Raw genomic sequence first — 13,934 nt, 5'->3', positions numbered from 1 at the left:
CGGCCTGCAGCCCAGACTCTCATCTTGCCGGTGGCCTTCCGTGCCTGTGACCTTGCCGAACGTCTCGCTGCAACAGGGTACTTGGTTTAAGCTGATCTGCGGCGCAAGTTTCCACCACTTGCCGTCGATTCGAGAGTTAGCTTTCCTCTACACGCTTGCCGGTGCCGATTGCATTGACGTCGCCGCTGACCCAGCCATTGTGCAAGCTGCCCAAGAAGGGATCCGGCGGGCCCAGGCAGAAGATCCCCAGGTGGGGTCCCCCTGGTTGATGGTCAGCGTCAACGACGGCGAAGATGTGCATTTTCGCAAGGCGGTGCTGACGGATCCCGTCTGTCCTGCCGACTGTCCGCAGCCCTGCCTAGCCGTTTGTCCGCCCCACGCCCTGATCCGGGCAGGCACTTCCACCCAGGTTCACATCCGGGCAGAGCTCTGTTACGGCTGTGGCCGCTGTGAGCCGGTGTGTCCCCACCAACGCATCGCCACCCAAGGCTATCAGGTTGCGGCGGCGGAGATCCTGCCGTCCTTGCTAGAGCTGGGGGTTGAGGCGGTGGAAATCCACACCCGTATCGGTCGACAGAGCCAATTCGCGCAATTGTGGGGATCCCTAAAGCCCTGGCTGCGGTGGCTGCGGGCCGTCTCGATCAGCTTTAACGATGGTCCCGGCCTCGAGGTCTATTTGCGGGATTTGCTGGCCTTGATGGATCCCTTGCCGGAGGTGTTGATCTGGCAGGTGGACGGTCGGCCTATGAGCGGGGATCTTGGAGCTGGCGCCGGCAAGGCCACTCTGAAGTTGGCCCGAAAGGTGTTGAGCATGGGGTTGCCCGGCTATGTGCAGTTGGCAGGAGGAACCAATGGGCAAACGGTGTTGCTGCTGGATCCCCGTTGGCCGGTGGCGGGGGTGGCCTTCGGCAGCTATGCGCGACAGTTGGTGGCCACCTACTTGGAGGGGGGGCCTGGATTGGCAGGTGGGATCCCAGTGGCCAAGCAGTTGGTGCAGCAAGTGAAGCAACGAGCGGTGGCCCCCAGACAAACCTGTTTTTCCAGTGTTTAACAACGTTGCCCGACCATGAGTTTCTTAGTACAGCCCTTCAACCCGTCGGCGGATCGGGAAGGTGCTCCGCACCGCTCCAGCGAACGCACCTCTTTTCCCGGGCAAGTCCTCTACAACGACGATTTGGGCAAGCTGCTGGACGTTCTGCCCGCCTCCATCCGCCAGCGCCTGGAGCAGCATCCCCAGTTGGATCGGCTGGTAGAGGTGGTGCTGGATTTGGGCCGCCGCCCGGAAGCCCGCTTCCCCGGCTTTGCCGATTACCTCTCGGAGGAGGTGGTCACCCGCGCCGACCTGGATCTGGTCATCAGCCAAGTGGGAGAGTTTAGCGGCGACAACCGCGCCGGCATTGCCTCAACTCTGCACCGGATCAGCGCCATTCGCAACCGCCAGGGCACGATCATCGGCCTCACCTGTCGGGTAGGGCGTTGCGTTATCGGCGTCATCAGCATGATCCGCGATTTGGTGGAGCAGGGCCGCTCGATGCTGTTGCTGGGCCGCCCAGGGGTGGGCAAAACCACCGCCCTACGGGAAATTGCCCGCGTGCTGGCGGACGAGCTGCACAAACGGGTCATCATCATCGATACCTCCAACGAAATTGCCGGCGATGGCGACGTGCCCCACCCAGGGATTGGCCGGGCCAGGCGCATGCAGGTGGCCAGCCCGGAGCTGCAGCACAAGGTGATGATCGAGGCGGTGGAAAATCACATGCCGGAAGTGGTGGTGATCGACGAGATCGGCACCGAGTTGGAGGCTCTGGCCTCCCGCACCATCGCCGAACGGGGGGTGCAACTGGTGGCCACTGCCCACGGCAACCGCATCGACAACCTGATCAAAAACCCCACCCTCTCCGACCTAATTGGCGGGATCCAGTCGGTCACGCTCGGAGACGAAGAGGCGCGGCGGCGGGGCTGCCAGAAGAGCGTCTTGGAGCGGAAGGCCCCCCCCACGTTTGAGATTGCGGTGGAGATGCTGGAGCGGGATCGCTGGGTCATCCACGAAGATGTGGCGGCCACTGTGGATCGCCTCCTGCGCAACCGCGAGCCGCTGGTGCAACTGCGCAGCCTGGACGAACGCGGCCAAGTGGTGATCGAGCGCCCCACCCTGTCTGGGCCCCAGTGGCCCCCCCCTGCCGGCAGCACCCTGTCCCCAACACGGGAGCGGGGGGGATGGCGCCGTTCTGGGCGGATGGAAGCTCTGCCCCTAGAACCAAGTGAAACTCGTCTGCGCCAGCCCGGCGAATCTGGCTCGCCTTCGGCCAAGGGGGAGGAATCTGTCCCGCCAGCAGCAGCGGGATCCCGTGCTGAGCCTCAAGTTATGGCCAGCCCCAAGGCAGAGTCCAGGGCTGAGGCGGAAGAGGATGCCGACTGGGAGGAACCTGCTGCGGCTGCCCTGGCAGAACGGCAACGGGATCTGGATGGGCCGCTGAGGATCTATCCCTACGGGGTTAGCCGCTTCCATCTGGAGCAGGTGATCCAGACTTTGAAGCTGTCGGCGGATGTCACCAAAGATCTGGATGAGGCAGATATTGTTTTGGCTTTGCGATCCCAGGTGCGCAGCCGCTCCAAGATCCAGCAACTGGCCCACGCCCGCCAAATCCCGATTCACACCGTCAAGGCCAATACCCTGATCGCCCTTGCCCGCGCCCTGCGTCACATCCTCAACATCGAAAGCGAGGACGGCTCCGATTCCGACCTAGAGCTGTTCATTCGGGCCAGCTCGGGCGACGAAACGGAAGCCTTGGAGGAGGCCCGGCTGGCGGTAGAGCAGATCGTCATTCCCAAGTCCCAGCCGGTGGAATTGCTGCCCCGCTCCCCTCTGATCCGCAAGCTGCAGCACCAGCTAGTGGAGCACTATCACCTGCGGGCCCAGAGCTTCGGCGAAGAGCCCAACCGCCGCCTGCGCATCTATCCCAACTAGCTCCAGCCAGGGTTCCTCAGGCCAGCAGGGATCCGGCGATCATCCCTGCCAAGAGAATGAAGCCCTGGAGGACGTTTTGGCCGAAGATGGCCATGTAGAGAGTGGGAGGGGGATTGACCTGGTGAAGCTGCCAGGTTTGCCGGCCCCAGAGAGCGGCGGCAACTGCCAGGCTAAGGAAATAGACCGCGTGCAACTGCAGGCTGATCCCCACCCCCAAGAGGGCAAGGGCGGCGCCCAAGAAAAACAGCCCCACCGCCGTTGGGGTTTGTCTCCCAAAAAAGCGGGCGCTGGAGTGGATCCCGGCCCGTTCGTCGTCCTCTCGATCCGATAGAGCATAGACCGTATCGAACCCCAACGTCCACAACACCGTGGCCAGCCACAGCCAGCCCAGCCCCTCCTCCCACAGGGGTGTGTGGGGATCTTGGCCGCTCACCGCTGTCCAACTGATGAGCACGGCAAATCCCCAGGCCAGGGCTAGCACCAGTTGGGGCACGGGAAACACCCGCTTAGCCCCCGGATAGAGCAGGATCACCGGCACTGCCGCCACGCAGAGGGCAAAGCTGACCGGGTTGAGAAAAAGCGCCAGCCCCGCCGCACAGGCCAAGGTCAGCAGCGCCATCACGATGCCGACGGCAACGGTCAGTTCGCGGCTGGCCAAGGGGCGGTTGCGGGTGCGCTCCACCAAGGGATCCAAATCCCGATCCCAGAGGTCGTTGATCACACAGCCCGCCCCGCTGGTGGCCAAGCTGCCCAAAATCAGGATCCCCACCAGCGGCCAAGGCGGCGTTCCCCGTCCGGCCAGAAAAGCCCCCCACAAAGCCGGGATCATCAGGATCAGCCGCCCTGCCGGCTTATGCCAGCGCAACAGCCGTAAAATCGCTCCGCCAGTGGCCCAGAGTGCAGAAGGAGAGGCAGACATAGCCAGGTCGAAAGAGGGCCAGTTGCCGAGAGGAATGGAGCTCCGCACCGATCTTAAATCATCCTAAACTGGCCCGCCCTGGAACCCTTGTCGTCCCCCTCGCCGTCTCTACTTTTTGGCCAGCATTTGGCTCCTCTTTTCCCACTATTGGCCAGCCTGAGAAGTTTGATATCCTAGCGGGGGGCTGCTGTTGAGGGTGATGAACTTTGCTGCTTTTCCCCTGTGAGGCCGTTCGCGCAAGCGAGACGGAGTCTGCCATGCAAGCAACCCTTTCCATGACCAGTCAACTTCCCGAAGTTCAAGTCAAGGAAGCTCCTCCCCTTCTGGAGACTCTGCTGGTGGTGGACGATGAGGATGCAATCCGAGAAACCGTTGCCGTTGCTCTCGAAGAACAGGGATACCAAGTTTTGCAGGCCGCCGATGGTCGACAAGCGCTGGAGCTGGTTCACACGGCCGAACGGCTGGATTTGATGATCTTGGATTTGATGCTGCCCGGCTTGAACGGCTTGGATCTGTGCCGGCTGTTGCGCCGGGAGGGCAACACCATCCCCATCCTGATGCTGACGGCCAAAAGCAGCGAGACCGACCGGGTGGTGGGCCTGGAGCTGGGAGCCGACGACTACCTGACCAAGCCCTTCGGCATGCGGGAGCTGATCGCCCGCTGTCGCTCCGTGTTGCGCCGTCGGCAGCAGTCCCACGCCACCGAGGCCACGGTGCTCCGCTACGGGGATATTTGCATGTTTACCCAGGAGTGCCGCGTGTTGGTGCGGGGAGTGGAGGTCAGTTTCTCGCCTAAAGAGTTCCGCCTGTTGGAGCTGTTCATGTCCCACCCCCGCCGCGTCTGGACGCGGGAACAGCTTCTGGAGCGGGTCTGGGGATCCGACTTCATGGGCGACAGCAAAACGGTGGACGTCCACATCCGCTGGCTGCGGGAAAAGTTGGAGCTGGATCCCAGCAACCCAGAGTATTTGGTGACGGTGCGCGGCTTCGGCTATCGCTTTGGCTAGGGTTGGGAACTCCTCTCACGCCAGCGGCGGGCAAAAGAGAGGGCTTCGGCGCGGGTTTGGATCTGCCCCGCGGCCTGCGCCTCCTGTAGAGCCTGCAGCAACTGGCCCACCCAGGGTCCGGGTTTAGCACCCAAGCTGTGCAGCAGGTCGTTCCCATCCAGCAGGGGCACCAAATGGGCCAGGGGATCCTGGGGATCTTCGTAGCGCCGGAGCCAGGATTCTATCTTTTGGGGGCTGCTGCCGGTGGCTGCTGCCAGCAGGGCCAGGCCGCCGAAGAGGGATCCCGCCTGGTGATAGAGCCGCCACTGTTGTCCGGGAGTGGGGGAATGGGTCAGAAGCGTTTGCAACAGGGGTAGAAGCTGGTGCAGCTTCTGGATGGCCCGCATCTCGGCGCGGCTAAAGCGCAGCCGTTCCAGCTCGGCTTCCACCGTCTCGGCAGGGGTGCCCGCCGGATCCCACAGCAGGGCTGCCAACACCGTTGCCAACAGGCCGCCGCGCCGATCCGCCAAAGGCTGGGCCAGCTCCGCCAGAGTGCGGGGATACTGAAGCTGCCAGATCTCGGCCCATTGCCACACCGCTTGGGCCTGGGCAAAGCCGGGGCTCTGGGGCGCTAGGCGGGGCAGCCAAGCCGCTAGCAGACCTGCCGCCACCGCTGCCTGCAGGTGGGCCAAGCCGGGGATCCCCGTCTCCAACAAGGTCACCACCTCGGCCCGCACCCGCTCTGCCGCCACCCTGGCCAAAAGGGGGGCCCGCTGACGAATCGCCTCTGCCGTGGCCGGATCCAGCGCAAACCCCAGTTGAGCTGCCTGGCGATAGGCCCGCAACAGCCGCACCGGATCGGCACTGAGGTTGTCGGGGTGAACCATGCGCAGACACCTCTGCTCAATGTCTGCCCGCCCCCCCGTGGGATCCAACAGGTGCCCCTCCCGCAGTTCCAGAGCCAGGGCATTGCAGGTGAAGTCCCGCTGCCGCAGATCTGCCTCCGGGGTGGGGCCCACCTGCAGGGCCGCGTCCACCGTCGCCGCTGTGGGGGTGGAAGCCCCTCCTTGGCCCAGCACGATGCGGGCAATCTGTCGCTCCGCATCCAGCACCACAAAGCCGGCCTTCAGCCGCCGCGCCACCCCCGCCGCCCACCCCACGGGATCCGCCGGACACATTAAATCCAGATCCACCGGCCCCTTGGAGTCTCCAGCCTGGCCCCGCAGCCAAGCCAGATAGGCATCCCGCAGGGATCCCCCCACCCAGTAGCTCCCCTGGGGCAGCCACTCTTTGGGAAAGGGCAGCCGTTGGCGGAAATAGGTCAGCAGCCACTTGCTCAGCAGGGCTTCGCTCATCGATGTGCACAGGGGGGAGACTTCGATGATCTAAAAGGCTAGGATCCCCAGAGCGCAAGCAACCAGACAGGCCGTACCCTCACCTGACCGCTGCGCAAAAACAAGCGATTGCTTTTGGGGATTTGACCCTCGCTTGCCCAGGCCCGCTCGCGGCCTGGATCCCTTTTAGCTATCGCTCCAGCAGCGAGCCGCCCACCGCCGCCGGTACAAAAGCAGGTGCTGAAGTGAGCAGATGGGGCCGCACCAGCGCCACCAGCCCGGCAATAAACAGCGGGTCGGCATTCAACGCGGGCACGCGGCGAAACTCGCGGATCCCAGCCTGGTGGGCCAGCTCCCGATACTCGATGTCGATCTCCTGCAGGGTTTCGATGTGCTCCGACACAAAGCTAATCGGCACCACCAGCAGTTGCCTGACCCCGCACGCTCCCAGCTCTGGGATCACCGTCTCGGTATAGGGCTGCAGCCAGCGCACCGAGCCCACCCGGCTCTGATAGGAGAGGGTGTGGCGATTGGGGCGCCCAACTTCCCGCCAGATGAGCTGGACGCAGGCCTCCATCTCCTGCTGGTAGGGATCCCCGGCCTGGGTGACATAGCTTTCGGGAATTCCGTGGGCGCTAAAGAGCACATGCACCCCTGCCGGATCCTCGAAGGCATCCAACTGCTCCCGGATGGCCCTAGCCATGGCCTGGACATACTGGGGCTGGTCGTACCAAGAGCAGATCTGGCGGCGCTCGATGCGGGCCAGCTCCGGGTCTTCGGCCCAGAGGCGATCCAGGAGTTTGAAGCTGGAGCCGGTGGTGCTGATGGAGTACTGCGGGTAGAGCGGCAGCACCACCAGGCGGGTGATCCCATCCGACTTGATCTGCTGCACCACCGACTCGATCAGCGGGTGCCAATAGCGCATGGCCACATACACCGGCACGTCGTAGCCCGCCGCCACCAGTTGAGCCTGCAACGCTTGTGCCTGGGCGGCGGTGATGCGCCGCAAAGGGGATCCCCCCCCGATGGCCGCGTAGTTGCGCCGGGATTTGGGCGCCCGCAGCGTGGAGATGGCCCAGGCAAAAGCCCTCTGCAAAAAGGGAAAGGGCAGCCGGATGAGCTCCGGATCGGCAAAGAGGTTGTAGAGAAAGGGCTGGACCTCAGCCTGGGTTTCTGGCCCCCCCAAGTTCAGCAGGAGCACGCCGCTTTTGGACATGACAAACCCAATGACCTTCCTTATCCACTGTAGGAGGTCTTGCCCCCCAGCGGGGAAGGGGCATTAAGTTTTCTTGCAACCTTTCTCAGCTTTCTCTCGGCCCCCATCCTTAGCCAGGGATCCCCCCTCCTCCCCTACTGCTCCGCCCGGTGTCAGCTAGAAACCGCAGGAGCCCCGCGCTCTGGCGCAGCCGAGCGTCGGGAGGAATGCGGTCTGTTGATGTATAGTGACAGCATGACCCAAGTCTTGACTATTTCCTGCGAACTGTTCGCGCTAGCGGGACGGAGTCCTATCGGAGTCGCAAGCCGCCAAGTTAGATGCGACGCTGGACGCCTTTGTGCAGGCCTTGAACTGGGTCAACCAAAACACGCCGGAGAAGATCCTCAACGCCCTTAAGCTCCAATCTCTGGGTTACCGCGACATCTGTGCCCGCTTTGGCCTATCCAGCAACCTGGCACAACAGGTATGCAGATGGGTGGTATCTGCCCGCAAGACTGCCAGCCAGAAAAAACCGTCCGGTCAAAGCCTTCAAGGCGGGCTTCGTGACCTACGCTGCCCGCATCTTCTCCTTCCGAGCGAAAGACTGGACAGTATCGCTCACCACCGTTGAGGGGCGGGAACGGTTGGAGCTGTCCATCGGCAACTATCAACGAGGGATGCTGGACGGCACCAATCCCCAATCGGCCACCTTGTCAAACGCAAAGAGGGTTCTTACTACGATTTGTGTGGAAACGCAACCGCCGGAGCTGCAAACCGCGGCTAAGGCGATTGGGGTGGACTTGGGGAGGAGAGATATTGCCCATACCTCAGAGGGAGATCCCTGGAATGGACAGCCGTTGATCCTGGTTGCGAGCGGTGCTCCCATGCAAAGCCAGTCAGGGCACAAGGTCTAGTCGGCGTAGATGCCGCCAACTCTTGCAACAGCTGTCTGGTCAGGAGAGACGCTTGCAAACCTGGGTCAATCCCTGCATCTGCAAGGCTATTGTTTCCAGGGCAAAGGCGACCAATAGCACGATTGCCTTGGAAGACCTAACTGGAATCGGAGAGCGTGTCAACCAACCGCCACGGAGCAAAACGGAGCGTCGGCGGTCGAATAGTTGGGCGTTCTACCAGCTGAGGCAGTTTGTGCACTACAAGGCGCTGCGGGCCGGGGTCACGGTTGTGGTGGTGCCGCCTGCCTATACCTCGCAGATTTGCCACCAGTGCCTGTGGATCGGGCAACGGGAAGGGAAACGCTTCCGTTGTGTCAACCCGGCTTGCAGTTGGGAAGGGGATGCAGACTACAACGCAGCATTAGCGTCAGCGAAGCGTAGCGCCTATGTCATTGCATTATTGGGGGCTGCTGTAAACCGGCCACCCTACATCCCCCTGCCCCCCGTATACGGGGGGCAGTCGGAGCCGGGTAGTTTACAACTCTTGGCCGCGGTAAACCCGCTGTAGGGCCGGCGTGACCGAATAGCTATCGACATCGGCCAGGCTCAACTTCAAGCGCAGCGTATTGAGCAGCCGCTGGTAGGGGGGCACAAAAGGGGTTTTGCCAAAGGGTTGGACGGCATCCCGGGCAACTGTCTCCAGAGGGCAGCCACGGTAGCGGAGCGGGCCAGCCCCAACAAGGTGAGCTGAGGATCCCTCTTGGCCGGGATCCACCGTCAAGCCGCGAAACTGAATCGCTCCCGGACGAGAGGCTTTGCGATAGCGCAGATAGCCGGCCCACACCTGAGCCATCCACTCCGGCAGAGCTTCGGGCCGAACGTGGCAGCGCTCCGGCAACAGCCGGTCGTTGAAAAAGCCGACAAGCACAGACCAAGCTTGCCAGAGAACAGCTCCCAAGAGGCGGGCAGCGAGAGATGGCGAAATCTTCATGGCGGAGGCCAAAAATCACTGTGGGTGGGAGTTGCCGTCGATTATATCAACCCCAATCCTGCAAGATGCTCATCTTGAACAGTTTCCCCCTCACTCGAAAGCGGAGGCCAGCTTGGGGCTAGGCGCGTTGAGCCGGCCAACTTCATCGACTACAATAAGCGCAAAGCTTAGGTGCCGTTTAAAGAAATTCTGAAAGCGCACCAACAAGCAGACTCCAGCACTACTGCACTGAACTGAGGGGCTCGAGACATGACCTGGCGCGGCGACATCACTCCCATCAATCGGCTGTGGGGATCCCTTCCCTACCTTCTGCCTTTGGTATCGGCCCTGCCCTTCGGCTTTGTGCCCTCGGGTTTGTTTCAATCTCTGCCAGGTTTGATCCCCATTTTTAGTCCACTGCTGCGCTTGCTGCCCCTGGCCACAGGCTGGTTGGGGGTGGGGATATTTCTCGCCCTGCTATTTTTAGTCCGCAACAGCCGTGTCGCCCACTTTGTTCGCTTCAACACCATGCAGGCGCTGTTGCTCAACATTGCCCTGTTCTTGGTGCAAGTGTTGATGCAGGTGTTTGCTATGCTCTTTGGCAACCTCGGCCTGGCAGCACTTGTCAGCATTTTGGCCACCACCGCACTTCTGGGCGTGATCGCCATCACCGTCTACGCTTGGGTGCAGAACGTTCGCGGCCACTATGCCGAGGTGCCGGTGCTCTCCGATGCCGCCTATGCCTGGATTCGCTATTAATTCCTGGCAAAGAGGGAGGTAGGCAACGCCTAGTCCAGAAGTGAGGATGAAAGCGTTACGCCAACCGAAGCTGCTGGTCGGGCTTGCGCTGCTAACTGGAGTGCTGGCCCTGCTCTGGCCGATGCTGCAGCGGGGCTACCCCATCACTCATTCCACCCACTTCAACCTCAGTTGGGCCTTTCAGTATCAGCGGCAGTTTTTCGGCGGGCAGTTTTACCCCCGCTGGCTGGAGTATTCCAACTTCGGCTACGGCAACCCCACCTTTGCCTTCTATCCACCTCTATGCATGGTGGCCCCTTTGCCGTTTCGCCTGCTGGGGCTGGATATGCCCGGATCCTTGGTGGCCAGCATGGGCCTGGCGATGGCGGTCTTTGGCGCAGGGCTGTATGCCCTTCTCCGGCAACTCATCCCCTGGGCTTGGGCTCTGGTTTTGGCTCTGGCGGGTATGGCCGGCCCCTATTGGCTGGTGGATATTTACCAACGGGGGGCAATGGGGGAAGTGTGGGCCATTGCTGTCTCTCCCTGGATTTTCTGGGCCTCAGTCCAGGTGATCTGCCGGCCCCAGTCCCTTTGGCCGATTGTGGCCTTGGCCATTAGCTATGGCCTGTTGGCCCTATCTCACTTGCCCACTTTGCTGGTCTTTACGCTAACTTGGCTGCCTCTGCCTTGGGTGCTGGGCCGCTGGGATCCCCTCTGGCCCAGGGTGGGGCGCTGCTACTTGGGGTTTGGGCTGGGGCTGGGGTGGACGGCGTTTTATCTGCTGCCAGCCTTTTGGGATCAGCGCCTCATCCAGGTGGAGTTGGTGAATTTTGTCGAAGAGTACATGCCCCAACATCGCCTGATGCTGAGTGGGCTAACCCGGCTCCAGCCGCAACTGACGCAGCACTGGTTTGAAAGGGGCCTGGTGGGGTACTGGATCTGGATGGTGGCCGTTGTCTTGGGTGCTGGGATCCTGGTTTTCTGGGAATGGCTGGCCCGCAGGACAAGGGGGATGACCCCAATCCATTCCGCTCGTGCTGGCGAGACGGAGTCCTTTGATGCCTTGGGATCCCATGCTCCCCTGGCCAAAGCCATCCTGCTCTACAGCTTGGGGGCCAGCTTGGTGGCCTTGCTGATGATGACGGATCTGCTGGGTTGGCTCTACGAGTGGGTTTTGCCCCTGCGCCGCATTCAGTTTTCTTGGCGCTGGATGGCGGTGACGGCGGTAACCGTGCCCTGGCTGTTGGGATCCCTGGCCGCCTGGGGGTGGGGGCAAAAGGGCTGGAGGATCCTCTTGATTGTGGGGATAGGTCTGGCCATGGGGATACAAAGTTGGCAGGGCTGGCAGGTCTTGTCCAGAGCCTGGTTTGACCCGCAAACCATCCAAACTTTTCAAGAGCTGTCTGCAGCCAAGCCATTTCCCAATGAGCCCCAGCAGCGACCGGGCATCGCTTTTCTTCACTGGCACTGGATCTTTCCCGATGGGCTGGCGCTGGTGGATGTGCTGGAGTACCGACCTCGCCAGGCAACGCTGCCCATGCCGCCCCCAGAGGTGGATCCGCTGCTGCGGTGGCAAGGCGACATGGTGAACTTTGGACGAGAACAAAGCGATCTGGAGCCACTGTTGGAAGTGGAACGGTGGAGCTATGGCTATCGTCGTTTTCGGGCCGTTAACCCCACTGCTCAGGATCGATGGGTAGTCCTGCGCACGTTTTACTACCCTGCTTGGTGGGTACAGGTGGATGGTCGCCTCACATCTGCCGAGCACAATGGACTGGGGCTGTTGCAGGTGCGGATCCCACCGGGGGATCATCGCGTGCAGGTGCGCTATCTGGGCACCCCAGCCGACTGGATAGGATGGATCCTGACTGGCCTAACGGGGGTGCTGCTGGTGAAGGTGCGGCGGCTGCTTAGTTTGTTGAATTTGAACGGAGCGCAGAGACAAGAAACTCCAGAGGAGGTAACAGCATGCTGAGTCGCGTGGCCGATTCCATCTACTGGCTCAACCGCTACGTGGAGCGCGCCGAGAACATCGCCCGCTTCATCGATGTCAATCTCAACCTCATCCTAGACTTGCCCAGCGGTCCCGCCCAGCAGTGGGATCCCATCGTCTACACCACCGGGGATCAGGAGCTGTTTTACCAGCGTTATGGCCAGGCGACCCAAGAAACGGTCATCCAGTTCCTGGCTTTTGATAGGGATTACCCCAACTCCATCCTTTCCTGTTTGCGGCTGGCGCGAGAAAATGCCCGTTCTGTGCGGGAGGTCATTTCTTCAGAAATGTGGGAGCGGGTCAACCGCTTTTATTTGATGGTCAAAGAAGCGGCTCAGCAAGGCCCCCACCTGAGTCAGCTCCATGATTTTTTCACGGAAGTGAAGCTGGCCAGTCACCTATTCGCCGGGGTGATGGATGCCACCATGACCCATGGGGAAGGATGGCATTTTGGCCAGATTGGCCGTCTTTTGGAGCGGGCGGACAAAACGGCGCGCATTTTGGATGTTAAGTATTTTATTTTGCTGCCCTCTCTGCAGTACGTGGGCACGGCTTTGGATGAGCTGCAGTGGATCGCCTTGCTGAAGTCGGCCAGTGCTTATGAAATGTATCGGAAACACAGCCGCCAACACCGCATCAATCCCAGGGAGGTGGCCTCTTTTCTCATTTTGGATCGGCAATTTCCCCGCTCTATTCAGTTTTGTCTTATTCACGCAGATCGATCCCTGCACCAAATCACCGGCACCCCAGCCGATACTTGGCGGGATCCCAGCGAGCGAGCTTTGGGCCGCCTGCGTTCTGAGCTGGACTACCTGACCATCGACGACATTATGGAGCAGGGCTTACATGAGTTTCTCGACAAATTGCAGCTACAAATGAACCACGTTGGCGATTGCATCTACGAAACTTTCTTTGCCATTCGCCCCTTGCAACCGTCTGAATCCTCTCCCCTGCTGCAACGGCAGGCTTAGCTAAAATCCCTCACCCCTAGCCCCTCTCCTACAAGAGTTAGAAATTAATCTAACGAACGCTTCCACAGCTATCGACAATGAGCCAAATGTGTTGCTTATATCTCATTGCTATTGTGCAATGGATTGACAATGGTGAAACAGGAGCAAAGGGACAGGTTGATTTTCTGGATCCCTGGCTCCTCTCTTTTTCTGGGACTGGAGGCGGCGCGGAGCGCTGGGGCAGGTCTGGAATTGCCGAACCCCCGGTAGCAGTAGGATTGGGGAAATGGAAGCCGTTGCCAAGGGCGTTTGGAAAGTGGGGTTAGAGCAGCAGCCGAGAGGGATCGACCAGGCAGCCTTTATTGCCGCCAATGCCACACTGATCGGCGATGTCCAACTTGCGGAAGCGGTGAGCATCTGGTACGGGGCCATCTTGCGGGGGGATCTCTCGCCCATTGTCATTGGCCACCGCAGCAACATCCAAGATGGAGCCATTCTGCACGGGGATCCCGGACAGCCGACCCTGATTGGCGAGGAAGTGACCATAGGCCATCGAGCGGTCATCCACAGTGCCCACATCGAGGGGGGATGTCTGATCGGGATTGGGGCCATTATCTTGAGCGGGGTCACCATCGGGGCGGGCAGCATGGTGGGAGCTGGAGCGGTGGTCACCCGGTCTGTGCCACCCCACTCTTTGGCGGCGGGGATCCCGGCCAAGGTTATCCGCACCCTCACCGAGGAAGAGCATGCCTCTAACCCCCAAAACCCTGAACTTTGCTGAATTTACTGAGCTTTAGGCGGTTTGGCAAAAGTCATTGAGAGGGATATAGTAGACCAAGTTTCCCCCTGATCCTTGAGTCCACCGCAACGGTTGCCGGGAAGTGAAGGGGGAAAGCGCTCGGGGGGTATTCCTCAGGGCTTTGCGGGATACCGCCTTCCTGCTCAGAGATAGGCAGGATGCGATCGCTTCTTTCCTGAACCATGTTCA

At 61.1% G+C, this 13,934-nt stretch carries 11 protein-coding genes and 1 pseudogene; 8 read left to right on the top strand and 4 right to left on the bottom strand.

Annotated features, from left to right (window positions below):
* Positions 1 to 46: 46 nt before the first annotated feature.
* Entirely contained in the window at positions 47 to 1,051 is a 1,005-nt protein-coding gene (locus GG26_RS06025) for an LdpA C-terminal domain-containing domain (RefSeq protein WP_240527696.1), read from the top strand.
* A gap of 15 nt (positions 1,052 to 1,066) precedes the next feature.
* Positions 1,067 to 2,968 (top strand): R3H domain-containing nucleic acid-binding protein, encoded by a 1,902-nt coding sequence (locus GG26_RS06020; protein WP_011429909.1) that lies wholly within the window; start codon positions 1,067 to 1,069, stop codon positions 2,966 to 2,968.
* A 16-nt stretch (positions 2,969 to 2,984) separates the two neighbouring features.
* On the opposite strand, the gene GG26_RS06015 is transcribed toward GG26_RS06020, so the two are convergent.
* Positions 2,985 to 3,887, bottom strand: coding sequence for a 4-hydroxybenzoate solanesyltransferase (locus GG26_RS06015; RefSeq protein ID WP_011429910.1), 903 nt, complete (start codon positions 3,885 to 3,887; stop codon positions 2,985 to 2,987).
* Between the two features lie 275 nt (positions 3,888 to 4,162).
* Between GG26_RS06015 and GG26_RS06010 the strand changes: the two genes are divergently transcribed.
* On the top strand, positions 4,163 to 4,894 hold the full coding sequence (locus GG26_RS06010; protein ID WP_414389383.1) for a response regulator: 732 nt from the start codon (positions 4,163 to 4,165) through the stop codon (positions 4,892 to 4,894).
* On the opposite strand, the gene GG26_RS06005 is transcribed toward GG26_RS06010, so the two are convergent.
* Positions 4,891 to 6,228, bottom strand: a complete 1,338-nt coding sequence (locus tag GG26_RS06005) for a CCA tRNA nucleotidyltransferase (protein ID WP_414389380.1) — start codon at positions 6,226 to 6,228, stop codon at positions 4,891 to 4,893. The genes GG26_RS06010 and GG26_RS06005 overlap by 4 nt on opposite strands.
* 169 nt (positions 6,229 to 6,397) lie before the next feature.
* Entirely contained in the window at positions 6,398 to 7,423 is a 1,026-nt protein-coding gene (hemH, locus tag GG26_RS06000) for a ferrochelatase (protein ID WP_414389378.1), read from the bottom strand.
* A gap of 234 nt (positions 7,424 to 7,657) precedes the next feature.
* Between hemH and GG26_RS05995 the strand changes: the two are divergent.
* Positions 7,658 to 8,863 (top strand): annotated as a pseudogene (locus tag GG26_RS05995) (RNA-guided endonuclease InsQ/TnpB family protein).
* Here the strand turns inward: GG26_RS05995 and GG26_RS05990 are convergent.
* On the bottom strand, positions 8,831 to 9,286 hold the full coding sequence (locus tag GG26_RS05990) for a hypothetical protein (RefSeq protein ID WP_240530479.1): 456 nt from the start codon (positions 9,284 to 9,286) through the stop codon (positions 8,831 to 8,833). The pseudogene GG26_RS05995 and the gene GG26_RS05990 sit on opposite strands and share 33 nt — an antisense overlap.
* Positions 9,287 to 9,535: 249 nt before the next feature.
* Here GG26_RS05990 and GG26_RS05985 point away from each other — a divergent pair, with 249 nt between their 5' ends.
* The 4 genes from GG26_RS05985 (at position 9,536) to GG26_RS05970 (ending at position 13,727) form a co-directional block, all read left to right on the top strand.
* On the top strand, positions 9,536 to 10,024 hold the full coding sequence (locus tag GG26_RS05985; protein ID WP_011429915.1) for a Tic20 family protein: 489 nt from the start codon (positions 9,536 to 9,538) through the stop codon (positions 10,022 to 10,024).
* A gap of 46 nt (positions 10,025 to 10,070) precedes the next feature.
* Positions 10,071 to 11,978, top strand: a complete 1,908-nt coding sequence (locus GG26_RS05980) for a hypothetical protein (RefSeq protein WP_414389374.1) — start codon at positions 10,071 to 10,073, stop codon at positions 11,976 to 11,978.
* Positions 11,972 to 12,967, top strand: coding sequence for an alpha-E domain-containing protein (locus GG26_RS05975; RefSeq protein ID WP_414375235.1), 996 nt, complete (start codon positions 11,972 to 11,974; stop codon positions 12,965 to 12,967). Before GG26_RS05980 ends, GG26_RS05975 begins: the two co-directional genes overlap by 7 nt.
* A 265-nt stretch (positions 12,968 to 13,232) precedes the next feature.
* Positions 13,233 to 13,727 carry a gamma carbonic anhydrase family protein gene (locus tag GG26_RS05970; RefSeq protein ID WP_011429918.1) on the top strand — a complete coding sequence of 165 codons (495 nt, stop codon included), beginning with the start codon at positions 13,233 to 13,235 and terminating at the stop codon, positions 13,725 to 13,727.
* Positions 13,728 to 13,934: the final 207 nt, after the last annotated feature.

Origin of the sequence: Synechococcus sp. 'PEA 65AY6A-5F PE A' (assembly GCF_047462575.1) — a bacterium.
Classification (GTDB): domain Bacteria; phylum Cyanobacteriota; class Cyanobacteriia; order Thermostichales; family Thermostichaceae; genus Thermostichus.
This window is presented reverse-complemented; position numbering and strand designations above follow the sequence as displayed.

Excerpts from the sequence above, each read along its gene's own strand:
- GG26_RS06020 (WP_011429909.1), top strand. The coding sequence starts at position 1,067 with ATGAGTTTCTTAGTACAGCCCTTCAACCCGTCGGCGGATCGGGAAGGT.
- GG26_RS06015 (WP_011429910.1), bottom strand. The coding sequence starts at position 3,887 with ATGTCTGCCTCTCCTTCTGCACTCTGGGCCACTGGCGGAGCGATTTTA.
- GG26_RS06010 (WP_414389383.1), top strand. The coding sequence starts at position 4,163 with ATGACCAGTCAACTTCCCGAAGTTCAAGTCAAGGAAGCTCCTCCCCTT.
- GG26_RS06005 (WP_414389380.1), bottom strand. The coding sequence starts at position 6,228 with ATGAGCGAAGCCCTGCTGAGCAAGTGGCTGCTGACCTATTTCCGCCAA.
- hemH (WP_414389378.1), bottom strand. The coding sequence starts at position 7,423 with ATGTCCAAAAGCGGCGTGCTCCTGCTGAACTTGGGGGGGCCAGAAACC.
- GG26_RS05990 (WP_240530479.1), bottom strand. The coding sequence starts at position 9,286 with ATGAAGATTTCGCCATCTCTCGCTGCCCGCCTCTTGGGAGCTGTTCTC.
- GG26_RS05985 (WP_011429915.1), top strand. The coding sequence starts at position 9,536 with ATGACCTGGCGCGGCGACATCACTCCCATCAATCGGCTGTGGGGATCC.
- GG26_RS05980 (WP_414389374.1), top strand. The coding sequence starts at position 10,071 with ATGAAAGCGTTACGCCAACCGAAGCTGCTGGTCGGGCTTGCGCTGCTA.
- GG26_RS05975 (WP_414375235.1), top strand. The coding sequence starts at position 11,972 with ATGCTGAGTCGCGTGGCCGATTCCATCTACTGGCTCAACCGCTACGTG.
- GG26_RS05970 (WP_011429918.1), top strand. The coding sequence starts at position 13,233 with ATGGAAGCCGTTGCCAAGGGCGTTTGGAAAGTGGGGTTAGAGCAGCAG.